The 19527-nt window shown below is 54.6% G+C and carries 19 protein-coding genes and 1 riboswitch; of the genes, 17 read left to right on the top strand and 2 right to left on the bottom strand.

Going from position 1 to position 19527, the window contains the following annotated elements:
• Positions 1–26 precede the first annotated feature (26 nt).
• The 7 genes from ACXAF0_RS11995 (at position 27) to ribB (ending at position 8898) form a co-directional block, all read left to right on the top strand.
• Positions 27–689, top strand: a complete 663-nt coding sequence (locus tag ACXAF0_RS11995; RefSeq protein WP_475346081.1) for a DUF2497 domain-containing protein — start codon at positions 27–29, stop codon at positions 687–689.
• 90 nt (positions 690–779) lie between these two features.
• Positions 780–3446, top strand: coding sequence for a valine--tRNA ligase (locus tag ACXAF0_RS11990; RefSeq protein WP_475346080.1), 2667 nt, complete (start codon positions 780–782; stop codon positions 3444–3446).
• Between the two features lie 205 nt (positions 3447–3651).
• Positions 3652–5052, top strand: a complete 1401-nt coding sequence (pabB, locus tag ACXAF0_RS11985) for an aminodeoxychorismate synthase component I (RefSeq protein WP_475346079.1) — start codon at positions 3652–3654, stop codon at positions 5050–5052.
• Entirely contained in the window at positions 5049–5636 is a 588-nt protein-coding gene (locus ACXAF0_RS11980; RefSeq protein WP_475346078.1) for an anthranilate synthase component II, read from the top strand. The genes pabB and ACXAF0_RS11980 overlap by 4 nt, the downstream gene beginning before the upstream one ends.
• A 13-nt stretch (positions 5637–5649) precedes the next feature.
• Entirely contained in the window at positions 5650–6507 is an 858-nt protein-coding gene (locus ACXAF0_RS11975; protein WP_475346077.1) for an aminotransferase class IV, read from the top strand.
• Between the two features lie 54 nt (positions 6508–6561).
• Positions 6562–7839, top strand: coding sequence for an EAL domain-containing protein (locus ACXAF0_RS11970; RefSeq protein WP_475346076.1), 1278 nt, complete (start codon positions 6562–6564; stop codon positions 7837–7839).
• Between the two features lie 104 nt (positions 7840–7943).
• Positions 7944–8096: riboswitch (FMN riboswitch) on the top strand.
• A gap of 133 nt (positions 8097–8229) precedes the next feature.
• Positions 8230–8898 carry a 3,4-dihydroxy-2-butanone-4-phosphate synthase gene (ribB, locus tag ACXAF0_RS11965; RefSeq protein ID WP_475346075.1) on the top strand — a complete coding sequence of 223 codons (669 nt, stop codon included), beginning with the start codon at positions 8230–8232 and terminating at the stop codon, positions 8896–8898.
• Between the two features lie 79 nt (positions 8899–8977).
• Here ribB and xth read toward each other — a convergent pair whose 3' ends face one another.
• Complete coding sequence (gene xth, locus ACXAF0_RS11960) at positions 8978–9757, bottom strand: exodeoxyribonuclease III (protein ID WP_475346074.1); 780 nt, start codon at positions 9755–9757, stop codon at positions 8978–8980.
• A gap of 89 nt (positions 9758–9846) precedes the next feature.
• Positions 9847–10188, bottom strand: a complete 342-nt coding sequence (gene erpA / locus ACXAF0_RS11955; RefSeq protein ID WP_475346073.1) for an iron-sulfur cluster insertion protein ErpA — start codon at positions 10186–10188, stop codon at positions 9847–9849.
• A 234-nt stretch (positions 10189–10422) separates the two neighbouring features.
• On the opposite strand from erpA, the gene argS reads away from it, so the two are divergent.
• The 10 genes from argS to tatC all read left to right on the top strand — a co-directional run bounded on the left by argS (position 10423) and on the right by tatC (position 19527).
• Positions 10423–12174: an arginine--tRNA ligase gene (gene argS, locus ACXAF0_RS11950; protein ID WP_475346072.1), complete on the top strand. Its 1752-nt coding sequence runs from the start codon at positions 10423–10425 to the stop codon at positions 12172–12174.
• 3 nt (positions 12175–12177) lie between these two features.
• Positions 12178–13056, top strand: a complete 879-nt coding sequence (locus ACXAF0_RS11945; RefSeq protein WP_475346071.1) for an SPOR domain-containing protein — start codon at positions 12178–12180, stop codon at positions 13054–13056.
• On the top strand, positions 13043–14113 hold the full coding sequence (nagZ, locus tag ACXAF0_RS11940; RefSeq protein ID WP_475346070.1) for a beta-N-acetylhexosaminidase: 1071 nt from the start codon (positions 13043–13045) through the stop codon (positions 14111–14113). The genes ACXAF0_RS11945 and nagZ overlap by 14 nt, the downstream gene beginning before the upstream one ends.
• Positions 14110–14793 carry a site-2 protease family protein gene (locus tag ACXAF0_RS11935; RefSeq protein WP_475346069.1) on the top strand — a complete coding sequence of 228 codons (684 nt, stop codon included), beginning with the start codon at positions 14110–14112 and terminating at the stop codon, positions 14791–14793. Before nagZ ends, ACXAF0_RS11935 begins: the two co-directional genes overlap by 4 nt.
• A gap of 33 nt (positions 14794–14826) precedes the next feature.
• Positions 14827–15696 carry a segregation and condensation protein A gene (locus tag ACXAF0_RS11930; RefSeq protein WP_475346068.1) on the top strand — a complete coding sequence of 290 codons (870 nt, stop codon included), beginning with the start codon at positions 14827–14829 and terminating at the stop codon, positions 15694–15696.
• 17 nt (positions 15697–15713) lie between these two features.
• Positions 15714–16529 (top strand): SMC-Scp complex subunit ScpB, encoded by an 816-nt coding sequence (gene scpB / locus ACXAF0_RS11925; RefSeq protein ID WP_475346067.1) that lies wholly within the window; start codon positions 15714–15716, stop codon positions 16527–16529.
• 105 nt (positions 16530–16634) lie between these two features.
• The gene (locus tag ACXAF0_RS11920) at positions 16635–17678 is read left to right on the top strand and encodes an ABC transporter ATP-binding protein (protein ID WP_475346066.1); all 1044 of its coding nucleotides are present in this window, start codon (positions 16635–16637) and stop codon (positions 17676–17678) included.
• Positions 17679–17852: 174 nt separating this feature from the next.
• Complete coding sequence (gene tatA, locus ACXAF0_RS11915) at positions 17853–18092, top strand: twin-arginine translocase TatA/TatE family subunit (RefSeq protein WP_167718353.1); 240 nt, start codon at positions 17853–17855, stop codon at positions 18090–18092.
• Between the two features lie 35 nt (positions 18093–18127).
• Positions 18128–18526 carry a Sec-independent protein translocase protein TatB gene (tatB, locus tag ACXAF0_RS11910; RefSeq protein WP_475346065.1) on the top strand — a complete coding sequence of 133 codons (399 nt, stop codon included), beginning with the start codon at positions 18128–18130 and terminating at the stop codon, positions 18524–18526.
• 23 nt (positions 18527–18549) lie between these two features.
• Positions 18550–19527, top strand: coding sequence for a twin-arginine translocase subunit TatC (gene tatC / locus ACXAF0_RS11905; protein ID WP_475346064.1), 978 nt, complete (start codon positions 18550–18552; stop codon positions 19525–19527).

The raw sequence follows: 19527 nt of genomic DNA, 5'->3' as shown, positions 1-19527 counted from the left end.
TGAGTGACGGGCAACAAGAACCTTCCATGGAGGATATCCTCCAGTCCATCCGCAAGATTCTTGCCGATGAGGGGGACGAAGAAAAACAGGAAGAAGCTGCTCCTGAACCCGAACCGACGCCGGAACCGGAGCCCGAGCCAGAACCTGAGCCGGAACCCGAGCCAGAACCGGAACCCGAGCCAGAACCGGAACCCGAGCCCGAGCCCGAGCCGGAAGAAGAAATCGACGAGCTCGTTCTTGATGAAGAGCCAGAAGAGCTTGAATTCGACGACGAACCCGAAGAGCTCGAGCTTGACGAGCCGGAAGAAGAGGAAGAACTCGAACTCGACGATATGCTCGATTTCGACGAGACTCCTCTGGAAGAAGAATTCGAAGAGCCGGAACCGGAGCCAGAGCCCGAACCGGCAATGCCAGCGCTTTATGACGACGAGGAAGATGACGAGCCGCTGATTTCCAATATGACGGAATCAACAGCGACCGGCACCATCTCCGAACTGGCTCAAGCTGTTGCAAAGAAACGCGCAGTTGCGCTTGGCGTCAATGCAGGACATGCCACCCTTGAAGATCTGGTGCGCGACATGCTGCGCCCGTTGCTTAAGGAATGGCTTGACGAAAACCTGCCCTATATGATCGAACGCCTTGTGAAAAAGGAAATCGAGCGGATTGTGAACCGCGCCGAAGACCTGTAGGCGAGCCGATTTTGACATTCGAGCGGCGCGCCAACGGTGCGCCGCTTTTTCTTTGTATAGATGATGAAACCCGCAGCGGATCAAAAGACCATGTTGGAGAAGACCTACAACCCGGCCGATGTTGAAGGCAGACTTTACGATAAATGGGAAAAAGCAGGCGCCTTTGCCTGTGATGTGAGCTCAAACGCCGATCCCTATGTCATCATGATGCCGCCGCCAAACGTGACCGGCAGCCTCCACATGGGGCACGCACTGACCTTTACGCTTCAGGATATCCTGATCCGCTACAACCGGATGAAGGGCAAGGACACCCTTTGGCAGCCGGGTACCGACCATGCCGGAATCGCGACCCAGATGGTGGTCGAGCGCCAGCTTGGCGAACAGAATGTCACGCGCCATGACCTCGGTCGTGAGAAGTTCGTCGAGAAGGTCTGGGAGTGGAAGGAAAAGTCCGGCGGAACCATTACCAACCAGCTGCGCCGTCTTGGCGCGTCGCCGGATTGGCCGCGTGAACGCTTTACCATGGATGACGGCCTGTCAGCTGCGGTCCGCAAGGTGTTTGTCAAACTGCACAAGGATGGCCTGATTTACCGTGACAAGCGTCTGGTAAACTGGGATCCGAAGCTTTTGACCGCAATTTCCGACCTTGAAGTCGTTCAGAAAGAAGTCAAAGGCCATTACTGGCACTTCAAATATCCGATCGAAGGGCGTGATGGCGAGTTCGTAACGGTCGCAACCACGCGGCCGGAAACCATGCTGGGCGATACCGGTATTGCTGTGCATCCGGAAGACGAACGGTACAAGGATCTGGTTGGCAAATACTGCATCCTGCCGATCGTGGGCCGTCGGATCCAGATCGTGGCGGATGAATATGCCGATCCGGAAAAAGGATCGGGTGCGGTGAAGATCACACCCGCCCATGATTTCAATGACTTCGAGGTCGGCAAACGCGCCGGTCTGGAAAAGATCAACATCATGGATGATCACGCGCGCATCAATGATGAAGCGCCGGAAGAGTACCGTGGTCTTGATCGCTTTGAAGCCCGCAAACAGATCGTCGCCAAGATGGACGAACTGGGCCTTCTCGAGAAAATCGAAGATACCGTTCACATGGTGCCGTATGGCGACCGTTCGAACGTTGTGATCGAGCCGTATCTGACCGACCAGTGGTTCGTGAATGCCGAAGTTCTGGCCAAACCGGCAACCGAGGCGGTTGAAGATGGCCGTATCCGCTTTGTGCCGAAAAACTGGGAAAACACCTATTACGAGTGGATGCGCAACATCCAGCCGTGGTGTATTTCCCGTCAGCTGTGGTGGGGGCATCGCATCCCTGCATGGTTCGGCCCGGATGGCGAATTCTTTGTCGAGGAAACCGAAGAAGAAGCCAAGGCAGCCGCCAAGGCCCATTACGGCAAGGATGTCGAGCTGACCCAGGAAACCGATGTTCTCGATACCTGGTTCTCGTCTGGTCTGTGGCCGTATTCGACCCTTGGCTGGCCGGAAAAGACGCCTGAGCTTGCCAAATACTATCCGGGCGATGTTCTGGTCACCGGTTTTGACATCATCTTCTTCTGGGTTGCCAGGATGATCATGATGAGCATGTATTTCATGGACGGCAAAGTGCCGTTTCGTGATGTCTATATTCATGCGCTGGTGCGTGATGAACACGGTCAGAAGATGTCCAAATCCAAGGGCAACGTGATCGACCCGCTGGAAATCATTGATGAATATGGCTGTGATGCGCTGCGCTTTACCCTGACAGCGCTTGCGGCACAGGGGCGTGACATCAAGCTTGCTGCATCGCGTGTTGAAGGCTATCGCAACTTCGCAACCAAACTTTGGAACGCGGCCCGTTTTGCTGAAATGAACGAATGCAAGCCGGTGGATGGCTTTGACCCAGCAAGCGTGAAATCGACTCTTGGTCGCTGGATCGTTGGCAAGACGGTTGAAGCCGCCAAGTCTGTTGGCACCGGTATTGAGACCTATCGCTTCAACGATGCTGCAAGCAGCGCCTATCAGTTCGTCTGGGGTTCGTTCTGTGACTGGTATCTGGAACTGGCCAAGCCGGTTCTGATGGGCAATGACGAAGAAGCCAAAGCTGAAATTCGCGCGGTGACCGCCTGGGTTCTTGATCAGATCCTTTTGATCCTGCATCCGATCATGCCGTTCATCACCGAAGAACTTTGGGACAAGACGGCCGACAGTCGTGCAAAAATGCTGATCGCTGAAGGTTATCCGGCATTTGACGAAGCCCTGATTGATCGTCAGGCAGAAGCCGAAGTTGATCTGGCCATCCGCCTGATCGGGGACATCCGTGGTGTCCGTTCAGAGATGAATGTACCGCCAGCAGCCGAAGTGCCGATCTATCTGGTGGATGCGTCTGATGCGATGAAGGCGGCTGTTTCCGCACAGGAAGCCCAAGTCAAACGCCTTGCACGTGTTGCCGAGATTTCCTTCAAAGGGCAGGGCGATGTCGAAGCCATTGCCAAAGGTGCGATCCAGACTGTGGTTGATGGCGTGACGGTCTTTGTTTCTGTCGCCGATTTCATCGATGTCGCGGCGGAAAAGGCCCGTCTGGAAAAGGAAATCCAGGACAAAACCAAATACATCAAGGCGCAGGAAGGCAAACTCTCGAACGAGAAGTTTGTCAGCCGTGCACCTGAACACATCGTGAATGCCGAAAAAGCCAAGCTTGAGGAAGCCAAGGATACCCTGGCAAAGCTCAACGAGGCGTTCGAACGTATTGCCTCGATGTAATCAGGATTTCGATGCTTCATGCGAAAGGCCAACCTTGATCGGTTGGCCTTTTCTTTTTTGGAGCTGGAAATCACATCGAGGCAATAAAAACCTTCGCCAGATAGCAAAAGAATCGCTTAGATTGGCGTGCTTTGTCATGGATATGGCGCCAGCCCGCACGTTGCGGCGGTTTTGATCCCTTTTCCCGCAAGATTGCCCCTGCTGAATGCTGATAGAAGAATGCCCCTATATCGAGCCCGTCGATGCCTACGGTGCCTTTGCCATCTTTGCTGATAGCCACTTTCTGGATTCTGGTGACCGGGACCGGTTTTCCTACATCGTGGTATCGCCGTTACACAAGCTGACGGCAAAGAACGGGCAGGCGATCCTGGATGGTTTTGATGTGCCCGGTGATCCGTTTGATGTGCTTGATGATCTCTTAGGGCGCTACGCGGTCGAGACGCGAGATGATCTTCCACCATTTCAGGGCGGGGCGGTCGGCTACTTCGGATATGAGCTGGCCCATCAGACAGAAGTTCTTCCGGTGGCGGCGGATGACTGGCTTTCCATGCCGGATATGGCGGTCGGGATCTATGATCTGGTGATTGCCTTTGATCAGCATGAACGCCGCATGTGGCTGATCTCAACGGGCATTCCAGAGGCGCCCGGACCCAAGCGTGATCAACGTGCAAATGATCGCATGGCGCTGGTGCGCAAGTATCTGAAACTTGCCAAGCCCCTGATCGAAACGCCGGAAGCGCCGCACAAGCCCGACGTCTCAAGCTGGAAGTCGAATTTTGATCGCAGCGCCTATGAGGTCGCTGTGCAGCGCGTGATTGACTATATCTTTGCCGGCGACATTTTTCAGGCAAACCTGTCGCAAAGTTTCCGGGCGGAATATCCAGATGATGCAGTTCCAACCCGGTTTGATTTGTATCGCCGTTTACGTGACATCAGCTCCGCCCCGTTTGGCGCGTTCCTGAATTTTGGCGATGTTGCGGTCCTGTCGAACTCGCCCGAACGGTTTCTTAAGGTCACCAACGGTCAGATCGAAACCAAACCGATCAAGGGCACGCGCCCCCGCGGAGAGACGCCGCTCAGCGATGCGGTACTGGCGCAGGAATTAATGCTGTCAGGCAAGGATCGCGCGGAAAACGTTATGATCGTTGATCTTTTGCGCAATGACCTGTCAAAAGTGAGTAATCCTCACACTGTGAAAACGCCGGCGATTTGTTCGCTGGAAAGTTATGCCAATGTTCATCATCTGGTTTCGACGGTTACCGGTAAACTGAAAGACGGCAAGACCGCGATTGATGCCCTGCGGGCCTGTTTCCCCGGTGGGTCCATTACAGGTGCCCCGAAAATACGGGCCATGGAAATCATTACCGAACTCGAAGGCACAACGCGCGGGGCTTATTGCGGGGCGATCGGGTATGTCGGGTTTGATGGCAGTATGGATACCAACATTGCCATCAGAACGCTTAGCGTGAATGGCGGCAAGATGGCCTTTAATGTTGGCGGCGGGATCGTTGCCGACAGTGATTCGGGGCTGGAATACGAGGAAACTTTGGTCAAGGCCGCCAAAATGTTCGAGTTGTTCGGCATTGATGCAGAGGATCTGACATGATCCTTTTGATTGATAACTACGATTCCTTCGTCTTCAACCTTGCCCGCTATCTTGAAGAACTCGGCCATGCTGTCATGGTTGTCCGCAATGACGAGATTACCCCGGATGGTGTACGCACCATCAAGCCAGAGGCGATTGTGTTCTCACCCGGGCCATGTGGGCCCGATGAAGCGGGGAACAGTCTTGATCTGATTAACGCGCTTAAGACCGAGTTCCCGATGTTAGGGGTGTGTCTTGGCCATCAGTCGATCGCGCAGGCCTTTGGCGGGACTGTCAAACGGGCAAAACGACCGGTCCATGGCATGACATCGGACATCCGTCACACTGGAAGCGGTTTGTTCGCGGGATTAAACAATCCTTTGCAAGTCACGCGTTATCATTCGTTAATTGTTGATTTGCCAAATGATGGCAGTTTGATTGAGACAGCAACGGGGCCGGACGGCGAGGTCATGGCATTTGCCCATGCGACCCTGCCGCTTTATGGCGTTCAGTTTCATCCCGAGGCTGTCCTGACGGAACAGGGCCACGCATTGTTGGCCAATTTTCTGAAACGTGCTTCCGGGCAGGGAGCCGACAACGACTAAAAGGGATCGGGCTATGCAGGTTTGGATGAATGGCAGTTTTCGCGATCTTGATGAAGCGTCCATTCCGGTAACGGATCGTGGCTTTCTTCTTGGCGATGGCTTTTTTGAAACCATGCGCGCGCATGAAGGCAAGATTGCCTGGATTGATGCCCATATGGGGCGCCTTGACCATCATGCGGAACTGATTGAATTCCCGCTTGATCTTTTGCCTGAGACTGAAGAAGTCGAAAGTGTTGTTGCAAAACTATTTGAGCACATTCACCGCCAGGATGCGGTCGTACGTATGACCGTTTCGCGTGGACCGGGGGAGCGGGGCATTTTGCCCCCAGACGCACCGGATCCCACCATCTTGATCACCGCTGCACCGTTTGAGCCGGTCGATCCCAATATTGGTCTTAACGTCGCGACGTCGGAAAAAGTGCGCCGAAATGCCCATTCGGTGGCAGGAAGCATCAAGAGCACCAATTACCTGGATAACATTGCCGCCCGACAGGAAGTGCAGAAATACGGAATGGATGATGCCATCATTCTGTCGGCAGATGGTCATGTGGCGGAAACCAGCGTGGCTAACCTGTTCGGGATTTCCGGTGACAGCGTGTGGACGCCCGACGAAGATACCGGAATTCTGTGCGGTCTTGCCCGTGACTATGTCCTGCAGTGGGCCGAGGAAGCCGAGCTTGAAATCAGCACGGATCCGAAAACACCCGAAGAATTGCGTGAATTTGATGCGGTCTTTACGGCCAACGCCCTTCAGGGGCTACGGGTGATTGACCGCATTGACGGCTATGTCGTCGGGGTGCCGGCGATGACATTCTTCACCAAGCTTGCTCTAAAGGTGGAGGAGTCACTATGCAATGGTATAGATATTTAGGTTGAGTTAACCATATTTGTGGCATAGGTTGTGACCAATTCACACAGGAATGCCATGAACGCCCACTCAACCAATCCCGCGCTGACCATTAACCGGTTTGTCGAAAGCCTGCGCAAACACGCGGCCAACGGCAAATCGCCATCATTGGGTATCCTGAATATCCCGGCCGACCTGCGTCTTGGCACAGAAGACTATCAGGCCATCACGCGCGATGCCTTTCACAACCTGCCAGAGAACACCAAGGTTCAACGCCTTGAAAACGGTATGGTGGCATTTGCGCGGGCCGGAGCGTGGGAGAATGATGACCACACCTTTGTTGAGCATATTCGCGAAATCCTGACCGATGTTATTGATCGTCAGGGACTTGGCCATATTCCCGATAACCTGTGGAACCGCTTTGAGTGGCCTCAGGATCAGGGAAAGCTGGGCGAGTTGCTTGGAATATCGCTAAGCGAGCGCGCGACCACGGCAAGTTCCCACCGTTTCGATATGGCCGAGATGCTCCGCGGTGCGATCACAACCGACGCCGTCTTTGATTCGTGTCGGCGTCAGGCGATTGTTGCGTTTGACGACAGCCGTCGCGAAATCCTTGGTCATGAAATCTATTGTTCACTGGATTACCTGCGCCAACATCATCTTGCCAGTTTCCTGCTCGAAGGGCCGGGCGAGATCGAAATTCTGTCGCGTGTGCTTGATGAAAAGATTATGGAGGTCACGGATTCCATCGCGCCTGAGATCCTGCCGGACAAACTGCATCTGAATATGCAAATTCAGACCGTGCATACCGACAAATTCACCGATTTCATCGCCGAGCATGACGGAAAACTGATCGAGAATATGGCGATCGAGTTTTCCATGGAGGACGCGATCGCGAACTGGTGGGAATTCGAAGATGCCTGCGCTTTCCTGCATTCCCTTGGCATACAGGTCGGGTTGGACCGGATCACGTTGCCTGCGCTTGAGTTTTTGTCGCCGCGCAAGATGAATGTCGATTTCATCAAGGTGATCTGGGACCACAATATTGTCGGTTCCCGTCGCGCCGAAGTCTCGGAAAGACTGCGTGAATTTGCTGCACTGTTTGCGGACCAAAGCCTGATCCTGACGCGCTGTGACAGCCGAACCGCACTTCGCATGGGTCGCAGTCTGGGCGTCGATGTCTTTGAGGGCAGCTATATCGACGCCATGCTAGGCAGCTATTTGCATCGGGAATGCAAATCAAAGCGCCGTTCTTCGGATAAAAGATGTGCTGTGTGCCAATGGGCACCACGTGAGGCGCGCAAGAGCGGCTGTGAGTTCCACTTCCGGGCCGGCAAAGTCCTTTCGGAAATTTAAACCACAAATTTTCAATGGTTTTAAGGTGTTTGACAACGGAGATGGGCTTTCTTAAAGTGCGGCTGTCGATCAATTGTGATCGGCGTTTGTCGTTGAAACACGGCGCTTATTCTCAGGGCAGGGTGCAAATCCCGACCGGCGGTAATTCAGTTTTCTGGAAAGCCCGCGAGCGCCCACAGGTCGCAAGACTTTTGGGGTCAGCAGATCCGGTGAGATTCCGGAGCCGACGGTAACAGTCCGGATGGGAGAGGATAAAGCGTGACGGTAAGGACAGGAACGCCTTGGCGTGACTGATTTACCGTCTGACTGCGACCGCGATGTGGCATGTTGTCGCAAAGCGGGCCTTTCTTTGTTGCCCTGGTTCGTAAGCCCCATCCGTAGAGGACGGTTATGAATCAGAGTATTGAAAAACAATCCGATCTTTCGATCTTTGGCGATCCGCGTGCGCGTATGGAACGTGCGCTTGATGATCTGCGTGAAGGCAAAGGCGTTCTGGTTGTTGATGACGAAGATCGCGAAAACGAAGGCGATCTGATCTTTTCCGCAGAAAATCTGACCAATGAACAGATGGCAATGTTGATCCGCGATTGCAGTGGTATTGTCTGCCTGTGCCTGACCGATGAAAAGGCCACGGAACTTGAACTGCCGCCCATGGTTGCTGACAACACGTCAAGCATGGGAACCGGCTTTACCGTCACCATCGAAGCCAAGGTCGGTGTTACCACCGGTGTGTCGGCCGCAGATCGCGTCACCACAGTCAAAACCGCCATCGCCGATGACACCAAACCAAGCGATCTGGCACGTCCAGGCCATGTATTCCCGCTGCGCGCGCGTCCGAGTGGCGTTCTTGAACGTCGTGGCCATACCGAAGGTACGGTGGATCTGATGCGACTGGCGGGGTTCAAGCCCGCAGGTGTGTTGTGTGAAGTCACCAACCCGGATGGCACCATGGCGCGCCTACCTGAGCTGATCGAATATGCCAACAGTCACGACATGGTCGTGATCAGCATCGAGGATATTGTCGCCTATCGCAGCGCGATGCAGCAGGCCGCCGAATAACGCTTGGCGCTTACCAAAACAAAAAGGGGCCGCATCCTAATCAGGTGCGGCCCTTTGCTATGTCAGTTATGACAACCGATCAATCGTCGATCATGCACCAGACCGGGGTGTGATCAGATGCCTTCTCCTTGCCGCGCGGTTCGCGGTCAATATCCGATGCGCTCAAGCGGTCGGCAGCGGCTGGTGTCAGAAGAAGGTGGTCGATGCGAATGCCATTGTCCTTGTTCCAGGCTCCTGCACGATAGTCCCACCAGCTATATTGATGGCCTTTCGGGTTGAAGGTCCGGAAGGCATCGGTAAAGCCCATATTCATAATGGTGCGCAGACGCTTGCGCTCAACCGTCGTGCACAGCACAGTTTCGTGCAGTTTTGCCGGGTCATAAACATCCATGTCATCCGGCGCGATGTTATAATCGCCGCCCATGACAGCGGCCTCGCCACTGGCGCGGATCTTCTCAAACCGGGTGATCAGGCGATCAAGGAAGTTCAGTTTGTAATCAAACTTCTCATCCCCGACGGCAGTTCCCATCGGAACATAGATCGATGCTACCCGGACGGGGTGGTTGGAGCTGATCGTTGCTTCGATATAGCGCGCCTGTTCGTCGTCATCATTGCCGGGCAGGCCCCGCTCAACATCTTCGATCGGGAATTTGGACAGGATCGCAACCCCGTTATAGGTTTTCTGACCATGTACCGCGATGTTGTAGCCAAGGTCTTCGATCTCCATCGCCGGGAACGCGTCATCGACCGTTTTGGTTTCCTGCAACAGGACCACATCGGGTTTGCCTTCCTGCAACCAGTCAAGAATGTTGGGCAGGCGGGCCTTGATCGAGTTGACATTCCAAGTGGCGATTTTCATTCGGGCCTCGGTTTTATGGGTGTCTGGTCAAACAAAACGGGGTTCGCCAGTAACGAACCCCGTTTTATAAATCGGTTTGTCGATCCGGATCAAATCGAGAAACTTGATCCGCAACCACAAGAAGACGTGGCATTCGGATTGTTCACACGAAACGCCGAACCAACCATTTCACGCACGAAATCGATCTCTGCACCGCCCAGAAGGTCGAGCGATACTTCATCGATCACCATCTTCGCACCGTGGTTTTCAAAGATGCGGTCTTCGTCCGTGGTGTCAGAATCCAGCGAGAACTCATACTGGAAGCCACTGCAACCGCCGCCAGAGACTTGCAGGCGCAGCATCGTGTTCGCAGCACCTTCACTTGCGATCAGTTCAAGAATGCGTTTCGCAGCACTCTCAGTCATTTGAACTTGCCGAGCAGAATCGGTCATTCAACACTCCTTGATCTTCAACCTGCCGGGGCAGGTGTGTTTGCGATCCTTGACGACATGATAGCATGGTCTGAACGCTGTATTTAAGTCACTATTTAGCGCGCATGGCTGAAATGTCAAAACCTGTAATCAGTCTAAATAAGGGTGACTTGCGTTTTGAGGTGAAATGGCTCAAAACAGGCGCCAGTCAATTGGCCGGTCCGGTCAGAACCAGAAATTACAAAGTTCCAAGTCATGAATGTTTTCAGCCTTTTGAAAAGCGATATCGAGAACGAGCTTCTCGCCCTTGAAAAAGACGGTGTTCTTCCTGCCGGAAGCGACACGTCGCGCGTGACAGTTGAGCCGCCGCGTGATCCGTCTCATGGGGATGCCGCAACCAACGCTGCAATGTTGCTTTCAAAGGCTGCTGGCATGAAGCCGCGCGATCTGGCTGAGAAGCTTGCGGAAAAGCTTCGTGGTCTTGATCACATAGAAACGGTCGAGATTGCCGGCCCGGGTTTCATCAATCTGCGTATGGCCGATCAGTTCTGGCTGTCCCAGGTCACCAAGGTTCTTGAAGTCGGTACAGCCTATGGCAACAGCGACCTTGGAAAGGGTGAAAAGATCAACGTTGAATATGTATCAGCCAACCCGACCGGTCCGATGCATGTCGGCCATTGCCGTGGTGCGGTTGTGGGTGACGTTCTGGCCAACCTTCTGGGCAAGGCTGGCTATGACGTGACTAAGGAATATTACACCAACGATGCCGGCGCGCAGGTGGATGTATTAGCGCGCTCGCTGCATATGCGATATCGGGAGGCACTTGGCGAAGACATTGGCGACATCCCGCAGGGCCTGTATCCGGGCGATTATCTGGTCGCGCCGGGCAAGAAAATGGCCGAACGAGAAGGCGACAAGTGGCAGAACGCACCCGAAGAAGAATGGCTTGAGGAATTCCGCGGCTTTGCCATCGTTGAAATGATGGCGTTGATCAAGGAAGACCTGCGTCTTCTGGGCGTTTCCCACGATGTGTTCACGTCTGAAGATGGTCTGGTCAAGGCCGGCAAGGTCCAGTCAGCCTTTGAGCATCTTGAGAAAAAGGGTGACATCTATGTCGGCGTTCTCGAGCCGCCAAAGGGCAAAAAGCCCGATGATTGGGAACCGCGCCCGCAGACTTTGTTCCGCGCGACCGAATTTGGCGATGACGTTGATCGTCCGCTAAAGAAATCGGATGGCAGCTGGACCTATTTTGCATCAGACATTGCCTATCACTTTGACAAGTATGAGCGCGGCTTCAACCTGATGATTGATATCTTCGGGGCTGATCATGGCGGGTATGTCAAACGCATGAAAGCTGCGACCAAGGCGATCACGCATGGCGAGGGCGATCTTGATATCAAGCTTTGTCAGCTTGTCAGCCTGTTTGATAATGGCGAGCCGGTTAAAATGTCCAAACGTGCAGGGACCTTTGTGACCCTGCGTGACGTGGTGGAGCGCGTTGGCAAGGACGTCGTGCGTTTCATCATGCTGACGCGCAAAAACGACGCGGCACTGGAGTTTGATTTCGCCAAGGTGACCGAACAGTCCAAGGATAACCCGGTCTTCTACGTGCAGTACGCCCACGCACGCGTCAATTCGGTCTTCCGTCAGGCAGCGGAAGCGTTCCCGGGACAGGACCTTTCCGAGAAAACGCTCGCCGAGGCCGATCTTGCATTGCTGAGCACGGAAGAAGAAAAACTCCTGGTGCGTCGCATGGCAGAGTGGCCGCGTATCGTCGAACAGGCGGCAACCGCTCATGAACCACATCGCATTGCCTTTTTCCTGACAGAAATTGCCGCAGAATTCCATGCATTGTGGAACAAGGGACGTGACAACACCGCGCTGCGCTTCATTGTTGCCGATGATCTGCCGGCGACTCTGGCACGTCTGGCGATGATCCGTGCAGTTGCAACGGTCATTGCATCCGGTCTTGAGGTGCTGGGCGTCACGCCTGTCGAGGAGATGTAAGATATGAGCGAAGAACACGGTTCCAACCTTCATGCAGAGCGTGCTGATCACTATGGATCAGAAAAATCCGCCGGCAAGAGCATGATCAAAGGGCTGGCCACCGTTGTTCTTGGGCTTGTGGTTGTCGGCGGCGCGCTGGGCGGTGCAGGCTACTGGTTTTATAATCAGGGCCAGCCGATCCAGGATGACGGCAATCTGCCGATCCTGCTGCCCGATCCTTCACCGATCAAAATCCGCCCGGAAGATCCCGGCGGGATGGAAGTCCCGCACCGTGAAACCACCGTTTACGATCAGTTGAGCGATGTTGATCCGGATGCCGATGTGGTCTTGCAGGAACTGCCCGACATGCCACGCGCACCGGAAGTTCTGCCGACCCCAAAGGCATCAGAAGGTGATCAAGCCGCAGAAGTAGCGGAAGAGCCCACCACTCAGGAAAGCGCTGAACCGGAACAAACAAGCGAAACCGCTGATGAGCCGGTCGTTGAAGCACCGGAAATCAACGAACCTGATCTGACCGACGCCGAGAAAGTGGTTGCGGCTGCGGAAAACCGCGCCAATGAAACCTCGGCAACCGAAACCGTGGACGCGGCCAAAGAAGAACCAGCACCAACAGTGCAAGCAGCGGCGCCGTCGGGCGCCTTTCGTGTGCAGTTGGCCTCAGTACGCGAAGAAGCCGGTGCGGCTTCGGAATGGAAGCGATTATCTTCGAAAAACAAAGACTTGCTTGGCAATCTTGAGATGTTTGTACAACGTATTGAAATCGAAGGCAAAGGTGTCTTCTATCGGCTGCAGGCCGGCCCGCTGGGCGATGCCGGGGCGGCCGAAAAGCTTTGTACAGATTTGAAAGAACGCAGTGTGGGGTGCCTCATTGTCCGGCCTTGATGTCAAAAAGCCGCGTGCCTGTATCCTCGGGATCGCAGGAACGGAGCTCAGCAATTGGGAAAAGGGTTTCCTGCGCGAAGCCGATCCTTTCGGATTCATCCTGTTTGCGCGCAACATCGAAAACCGCAATCAGGTCCGTGCACTGACCAACGCGTTGCGCGAAACCGTCGGCAATACGAACGTTCCGATTCTGGTTGATCAGGAAGGCGGACGCGTCATGCGCTTAAAACCGCCGCACTGGCGCCATATCGCGCCGGTGGGTGCATTTGGTGATCTGTTTGATCGCAATCCGGATGATGCCCGCGAAGCGGCCTATACCAGCGCGCGCCTGATGGCGATGGATCTGCGCGAAGCCGGGTTCAATACGACCTGTGCGCCGGTTCTTGATCTGCGCCTGCCGGGCATGAGTGACGTGATCGGGGATCGGTCTTATGGTGCGGATGTCGGTAAGGTCGTTATGCTGGCCAGCGCGGTTGCCGCGGGCCTTCTGGATGGCGGGATTGCGCCGATCATCAAACATATCCCGGGGCACGGCCGGGCGACTGTTGACAGCCACAAGGACCTGCCAATCGTCACGGTATCGCGCGATACGCTGTCCGAGTTTGATTTCGCGCCGTTTTCGCACATGAAAGATGTGCTGGCGGCAATGTCGGCACACTTGCTGTTTACCGCGATTGATGATCAGCGCCCCGGCACCATATCCCCCACGGTCATTGAAGATGTTATTCGCGGCGAGATCGGCTTTGAGAACCTTTTGATCAGTGATGATCTGTCGATGGAGGCCCTTGGCGGTTCAATCGCCAGCCGCACGCATGAATGCCTGCGTGCTGGATGTGATATCGCGCTTCATTGCAATGGCAAGCGCACCGAAATGGAAGAGGTCGTTTCTATGGCGCCGCTTCTGACCGGCAGCTCCCTACAACGGGCCCAGACATTTACCAACCAGATTGCGACCTTTAAGGCAGGTGTGCCCGACAATTCTCAGGTTGGCGACTGGCAGGCGCGTCTTGCCGATCTTCTGGCACCAGTCTGGTCGGCAGGAGATGATCAGAAGTGAATGATGTGATTGATCTGGTCATCTCGGCCTCGACCTGGATTATTCCGGTCCTGCTGGCCGTTACCCTGCACGAAGCCGCCCATGGTTTTGCCGCCAAGCTGTTTGGTGATGATACGGCCCAGCGTATGGGCCGACTTAGCCTGAACCCGATCCGGCATATCGATCCGGTCGGGACTGTCCTGATCCCGGCATTGCTTCTGATTACCGCGGCACCGTTTCTGTTTGGCTATGCCAAGCCGGTTCCGGTGGCGTTTCATCGTCTGCACCCCCAACGTCTGGGTGTCATCGGTGTTGCGATTGCGGGGCCGGCGACCAACGTGGCGCTCGCAATCGGATCGATCCTGCTTCTGGTCTGGTTGCCGAGCTTCTCACCAGCGGTGAATGACTGGCTTGCGACCATGCTTAACCAGTCGCTTTGGCTGAACTGTATTCTTGCGGTGTTTAACATGTTGCCGATCCCGCCACTTGATGGTGGACGCGTTCTGACAGCGATTTCACCGATGCCGATCGCACGGGTCTTGGCGCGTATGGAAAAAACCGGCATGATCATCTTGATCGGTTTGGTCTTTTTGCTGCCCTATGTGACAGCGCAGCTTGATATAGACCTGCCGGTGTTCCAATGGTTGGTGCTTGAACCGGCCAATGCACTGGTAAGGCTTCTGGCAGATATCTTTGCCTGAACGCCGACGCATGCAGGGGATAGTCGGGGATAAATGGCAGACCAGTTCGAATTCGAAATTCCAGATGATGTATTTGACAAGAAACCGGTCGATGAAGGACCGAGCCTTGCCGAACGGCTGATTCTGGACCTGGACGGGTTCGAGGGGCCGCTTGATGTCCTGCTTGAACTGGCACGCGATCAGAAGGTCGATATCATCAAGATATCGATCCTTGATCTTGCCGAACAATATCTTGAATTCATCAACACCGCGCAGGGTTTGCGCCTTGAACTGGCGGCTGACTATCTGGTGATGGCGGCGTGGCTGGCTTATCTGAAATCACGCTTGTTGCTACCCAAGCAGGAAAGCGACGAAGAAGAACTCAGTGCCGAGGAAATGGCAGAGCTTCTTGCCTTCCAGCTGAAACGTCTTGAGGCGATGAAAGCCGCTGGTGACAAGCTTTTGGAGCGGCCAAATCTCGGGCGTGATTTCTTTGGGCGCGGCGATCCGGAAGAAGTGCGGGTGACGACGGCGTCAGTTTATGACGCGTCGCTTTATGATCTTCTAAAGGCTTATGCGCGGATCATGCTGACCTCGGAAAGCAAAACGCTTGAGATCGAGGCGTTTGATCTTTACGCGATGGATGATGCCATTCAGCGTTTGCGTGACCTGTTTGGTCGCCGTGTGGTCCCGACATGGACCAAACTGCTTGAATTCATGCCGCGCGGGCTTGGAACACCGCTTAAGGCGCGTTCTGCATTGGCTGCGCACTTTGTTGCCAGTCTTGAAATGTGCCGTGACGGCGAGTTGGAAATTTCACAAGAAGAAACATTCGGACCGATTTTGTTGCGATCACCGCAGACGTTACGCGATGGGGATATGCCGCGCGATTATGACTATGACGCAGATCCGGTTCAGGAATAGGTGGGCAGGGGCATTTAATGAGCGAAGAATCGCAGCTTGAAATTGAAGGCGTCGAATCCAGTCCGGAGATCGATTTTCAACATATCCGCATCGTCGAGGCTGTTTTGTTTGCCTCGGCCGAGCCTGTCAGCGAACGGGTAATCGCCGCGCGCCTGCCAGAAGGCACTGACGTCAACGCCATCATGAATGCGATTGCCGACACGTATGAGCCGCGCGGTGTAAACCTGAAGCAGGTTGGCGACAAGTGGGCATTCCGAACCGCAGTCGATCTGGCCGGCGACCTGCATATCGAGGTCGAAAAGGCCAAAAAGCTGACGCGTGCGACGCTGGAAACCCTGGCCATCATTGCCTATCACGAGCCGGTCACCCGATCCGAGATCGAGGAAATCCGTGGTGTTGCGCTTTCAAAGGGCACGCTGGATATCCTGCTGGAATCCAAATGGATCCGGCCGCGCGGGCGTAAACGGGTTCCGGGGCGTCCGGTTCTTTGGGCGACGACGGACAACTTCCTGGATCATTTCGGCCTTGAAAGCCGAGATGATCTGCCGGGGCTTGCCGATCTTAAGGCGGCCGGGTTGCTCGATAGCCGTCCGGGCATGGGCCGTTACGGGGCGAATTCCGATGACGAAGCCCTGCCGGATCTGGTTGATGACGGCGAAGTTACCGATTCTGTCGTCGAAGAAGCGCTGACCACACGTAATCTTGAAGATCTGGATGAGACGATTTATTCGGACAATCCAAATCTGCTGGATGCGGACGAACAGAAGCCGGGCAGGGCTACTGAAAACGACGTGATCGACGTTGGCGACGCACACGACCCCGAAACCAATTGATCCATCTTCTTGCATCGGGCAAGCAGGGACCTTAAGTTTCACGAAAGATTTCGCAAATCATTTGCACCTTTGTGTGTTCGATCCCTGTTGTAAGAAGAGTACCTGATGACCGACGGCCTGAAGATGTCGCATGTATCGCACCTGTTCGGTGAAAACCGTGTGTTGCGCGATATCAGCTTCGATGTAGCACCCGGCGAACTGGTGTGTCTTTTGGGACCGTCCGGATGTGGCAAAACCACTGCACTTCGACTGGCGGCGGGGCTCGAAAAGCTTCAGATCGGTGAAATTGCCGTCGATAATCAGATCGTTGCCGAGCCTGGTGGCTATGTAGAGCCGGAAAAGCGCGGTGTCGGCATGGTGTTTCAGGACTATGCCCTGTTCCCGCATCTGAATGTTGCGAAAAACATTGGCTTTGGCCTGCGTCATTTCAGTGAAGCCGATCGGACAAACGCAATTGAAGCAGCACTCGATCAGGTCGGGATGTCGGAATATCTCAATGCCTATCCGCATGAGCTTTCCGGTGGGCAACAGCAGCGCATCGCGCTTGCACGTGCATTGGCGCCCAAACCGCGTATCATGTTGCTTGATGAACCGTTTTCGGGCCTTGATGTGGCACGACGCGCAGATTTGCGGGACACCACCTTGCATGTACTCAAGGACGCCGGGATCGCGACCGTGATGGTGACCCACGATCCGCAGGAAGCCATGTATATGGCTGACCGGATCATCATCATGAATGAAGGCCAGATCATGCAGGATGGCACGCCTGAAACGCTGTATTTCCGTCCGGAAAACCGGTTCGTTGCGTCATTCTTTGGTGAAGTGAACCGGTTTGCCGGCATAGTTTCAGATGGCAAGGTAAAAACGCCGTTCGGTGCCGTCGAAAGTGCCGAGATCGACGATGGAACTGACGTTGAAGTGCTGATTCGCCCCGAAGGACTGCATATCGGTGAGGCGATCAACGGTCATGATGTCTTGGCCCATGTCGACGCCATACGTGTTCTTGGTGAAGTTAATCTGGTCCACCTGACACTTGAGGCGGGCGACCACATTCATGCGCGGGTCCCGAGGCGTTTTTCACCGATTAATCAGCCATCTGTAGCTATAACGCTTGATCCCGAGATGACCTTCGTGTTTCCTATGTCCTGAGGCGTTGTCGCGAGCGGGGTTTTAACCCGGTTTGACAGACTAAAAGACGCAAGTGTAACAGGCATTTTGTAGTGCACGGCTATTAACCAACCGTCGCATTGCACAGTGGGGGGCTTTCTGCCATTATCCGGGCAAGTCGCCGGAAGGCAGAATGGATCTTTGGAGATTGAAGTTATGGGTATTGGCGTTTGGCAAATCGTTCTGATTCTTGCGATTGTCCTGATCATCTTTGGCGCAGGCAAACTGCCGAAAGTCATGGGTGACATGGGCAAAGGGATCAAGAGCTTCAAAGCGGGCATCAATGAAAAAGAAGAACAGGATGCAGGCGCTTCGGCCAAGACCATCGAAAACACGACCTCTGCATCGGTTTCTTCCGAGAGCAAAGACAATGAAAAGGATTCTGTGAAATCCTGATCGTCTGTCGGATTTCCTTCAGATAGGCGTGTCATATGTTTGATATCGGCTGGACCGAATTGGCTATGGTGGCCGTCGTCGCACTGTTTGTCGTCGGCCCCAAAGAGCTACCGCATTTGCTGTATAAATTGGCGGGTTACTGGAAAAAAGTGCGCGGAATGGCGCGCGAATTCCAAAGCGGAATTGATGACATCATCCGTGAGGCGGAGCTTGATGATCTGCGCAAGCAGGTCAACAGTTCGCACAGCAATCCGACCGATTTCCTCGAGAATAAAATCTCAAGCCCCAAAAGCGACGAAACGAAGACCGAGTCAAAGCCGGCTGCAGACAAACCCGCCCCCAAGGCGGATAGCCCTGCAAAACCGGCGGAGAAGACGGCTGGTAAGTCCGCAGATGAGAGCAAGAAAAAAGATCAGCCGGAGAGCCAGGCGTGAACATGCAATCGCATGACAGACCGATGCCCATCATGGAGCATTTGATCGAGCTGAGAAACCGCCTGACCTGGGCGGTTCTTGCGCTGTTTATTACATTCGGTGTTTGCTACTACTTCGTCGAGGATATCTACGGGTTCCTCGTACGACCGCTTGCCGACATCATGGGGCCGGATCGCCGCATGATCTATACCGCCCTGACCGAGGTGTTCTTCACTTATGTCAAGGTGTCGTTCTTTGCGGCCTGCTTTGTGTCTGCACCGGTCTTTCTTGGCCAGTTCTGGGCCTTTGTCGCACCGGGGCTCTATAAGAATGAACGTTCGGCCTTCATGCCGTTCCTGTTTGCGACCCCGGTTCTTTTCCTTATGGGCGGTGCGCTGGTCTATTACCTGATCATGCCGCTGGCCTGGAAATTCTTCCTGAGCTTCGAACAGGCGGGTGGGGCAGCCAATCTTGCAATCCAGCTTGAAGCCAAAGTCGGTGAATATCTGTCACTGGTGATGAAGCTGATTTTTGCCTTTGGGCTTTGCTTCCAGTTGCCGGTTCTCCTGACCCTGATGGCGCGTGCCGGTATTGTTACCGCTGATGGTCTGGCGCGACGTCGTAAATACGCGATTGTCATTGCGTTTGGCTTTGCGGCTGTTCTGACACCGCCGGATCTGATTTCACAGGTGGGGCTGGGGATCCCGATCATCATTCTGTATGAAATCTCGATCATCATGGCGCGGGTTTCCGAGCGCAAGCGTGCCAAGGCAAATGCCGAGGACGACGAAGACGAGGATGATGAGGCGGAGACTGATGACGACGCTGGAGCACAGGCTGCCACCGGAACAACGGTCGCGACCTCGGAAGACAGCGTTGATGCCCAGGCAGAAGCCGCTGCGTCCTATGATGATGGTCAGTCATCCTTGACCCGATCTTCCGATGATGACGGCGATGCGCCGAAATTGTCCGGACCATCGACCAATGATGATGGCGAGGATGATTTCAACAACGCCCGTTGA

It is taken from the genome of Thalassospira sp. ABD4_177 (genome assembly GCF_056160125.1).
Note: the sequence above shows the minus strand (reverse complement) of the source record. Positions and strands in the feature narration are given on the sequence as shown.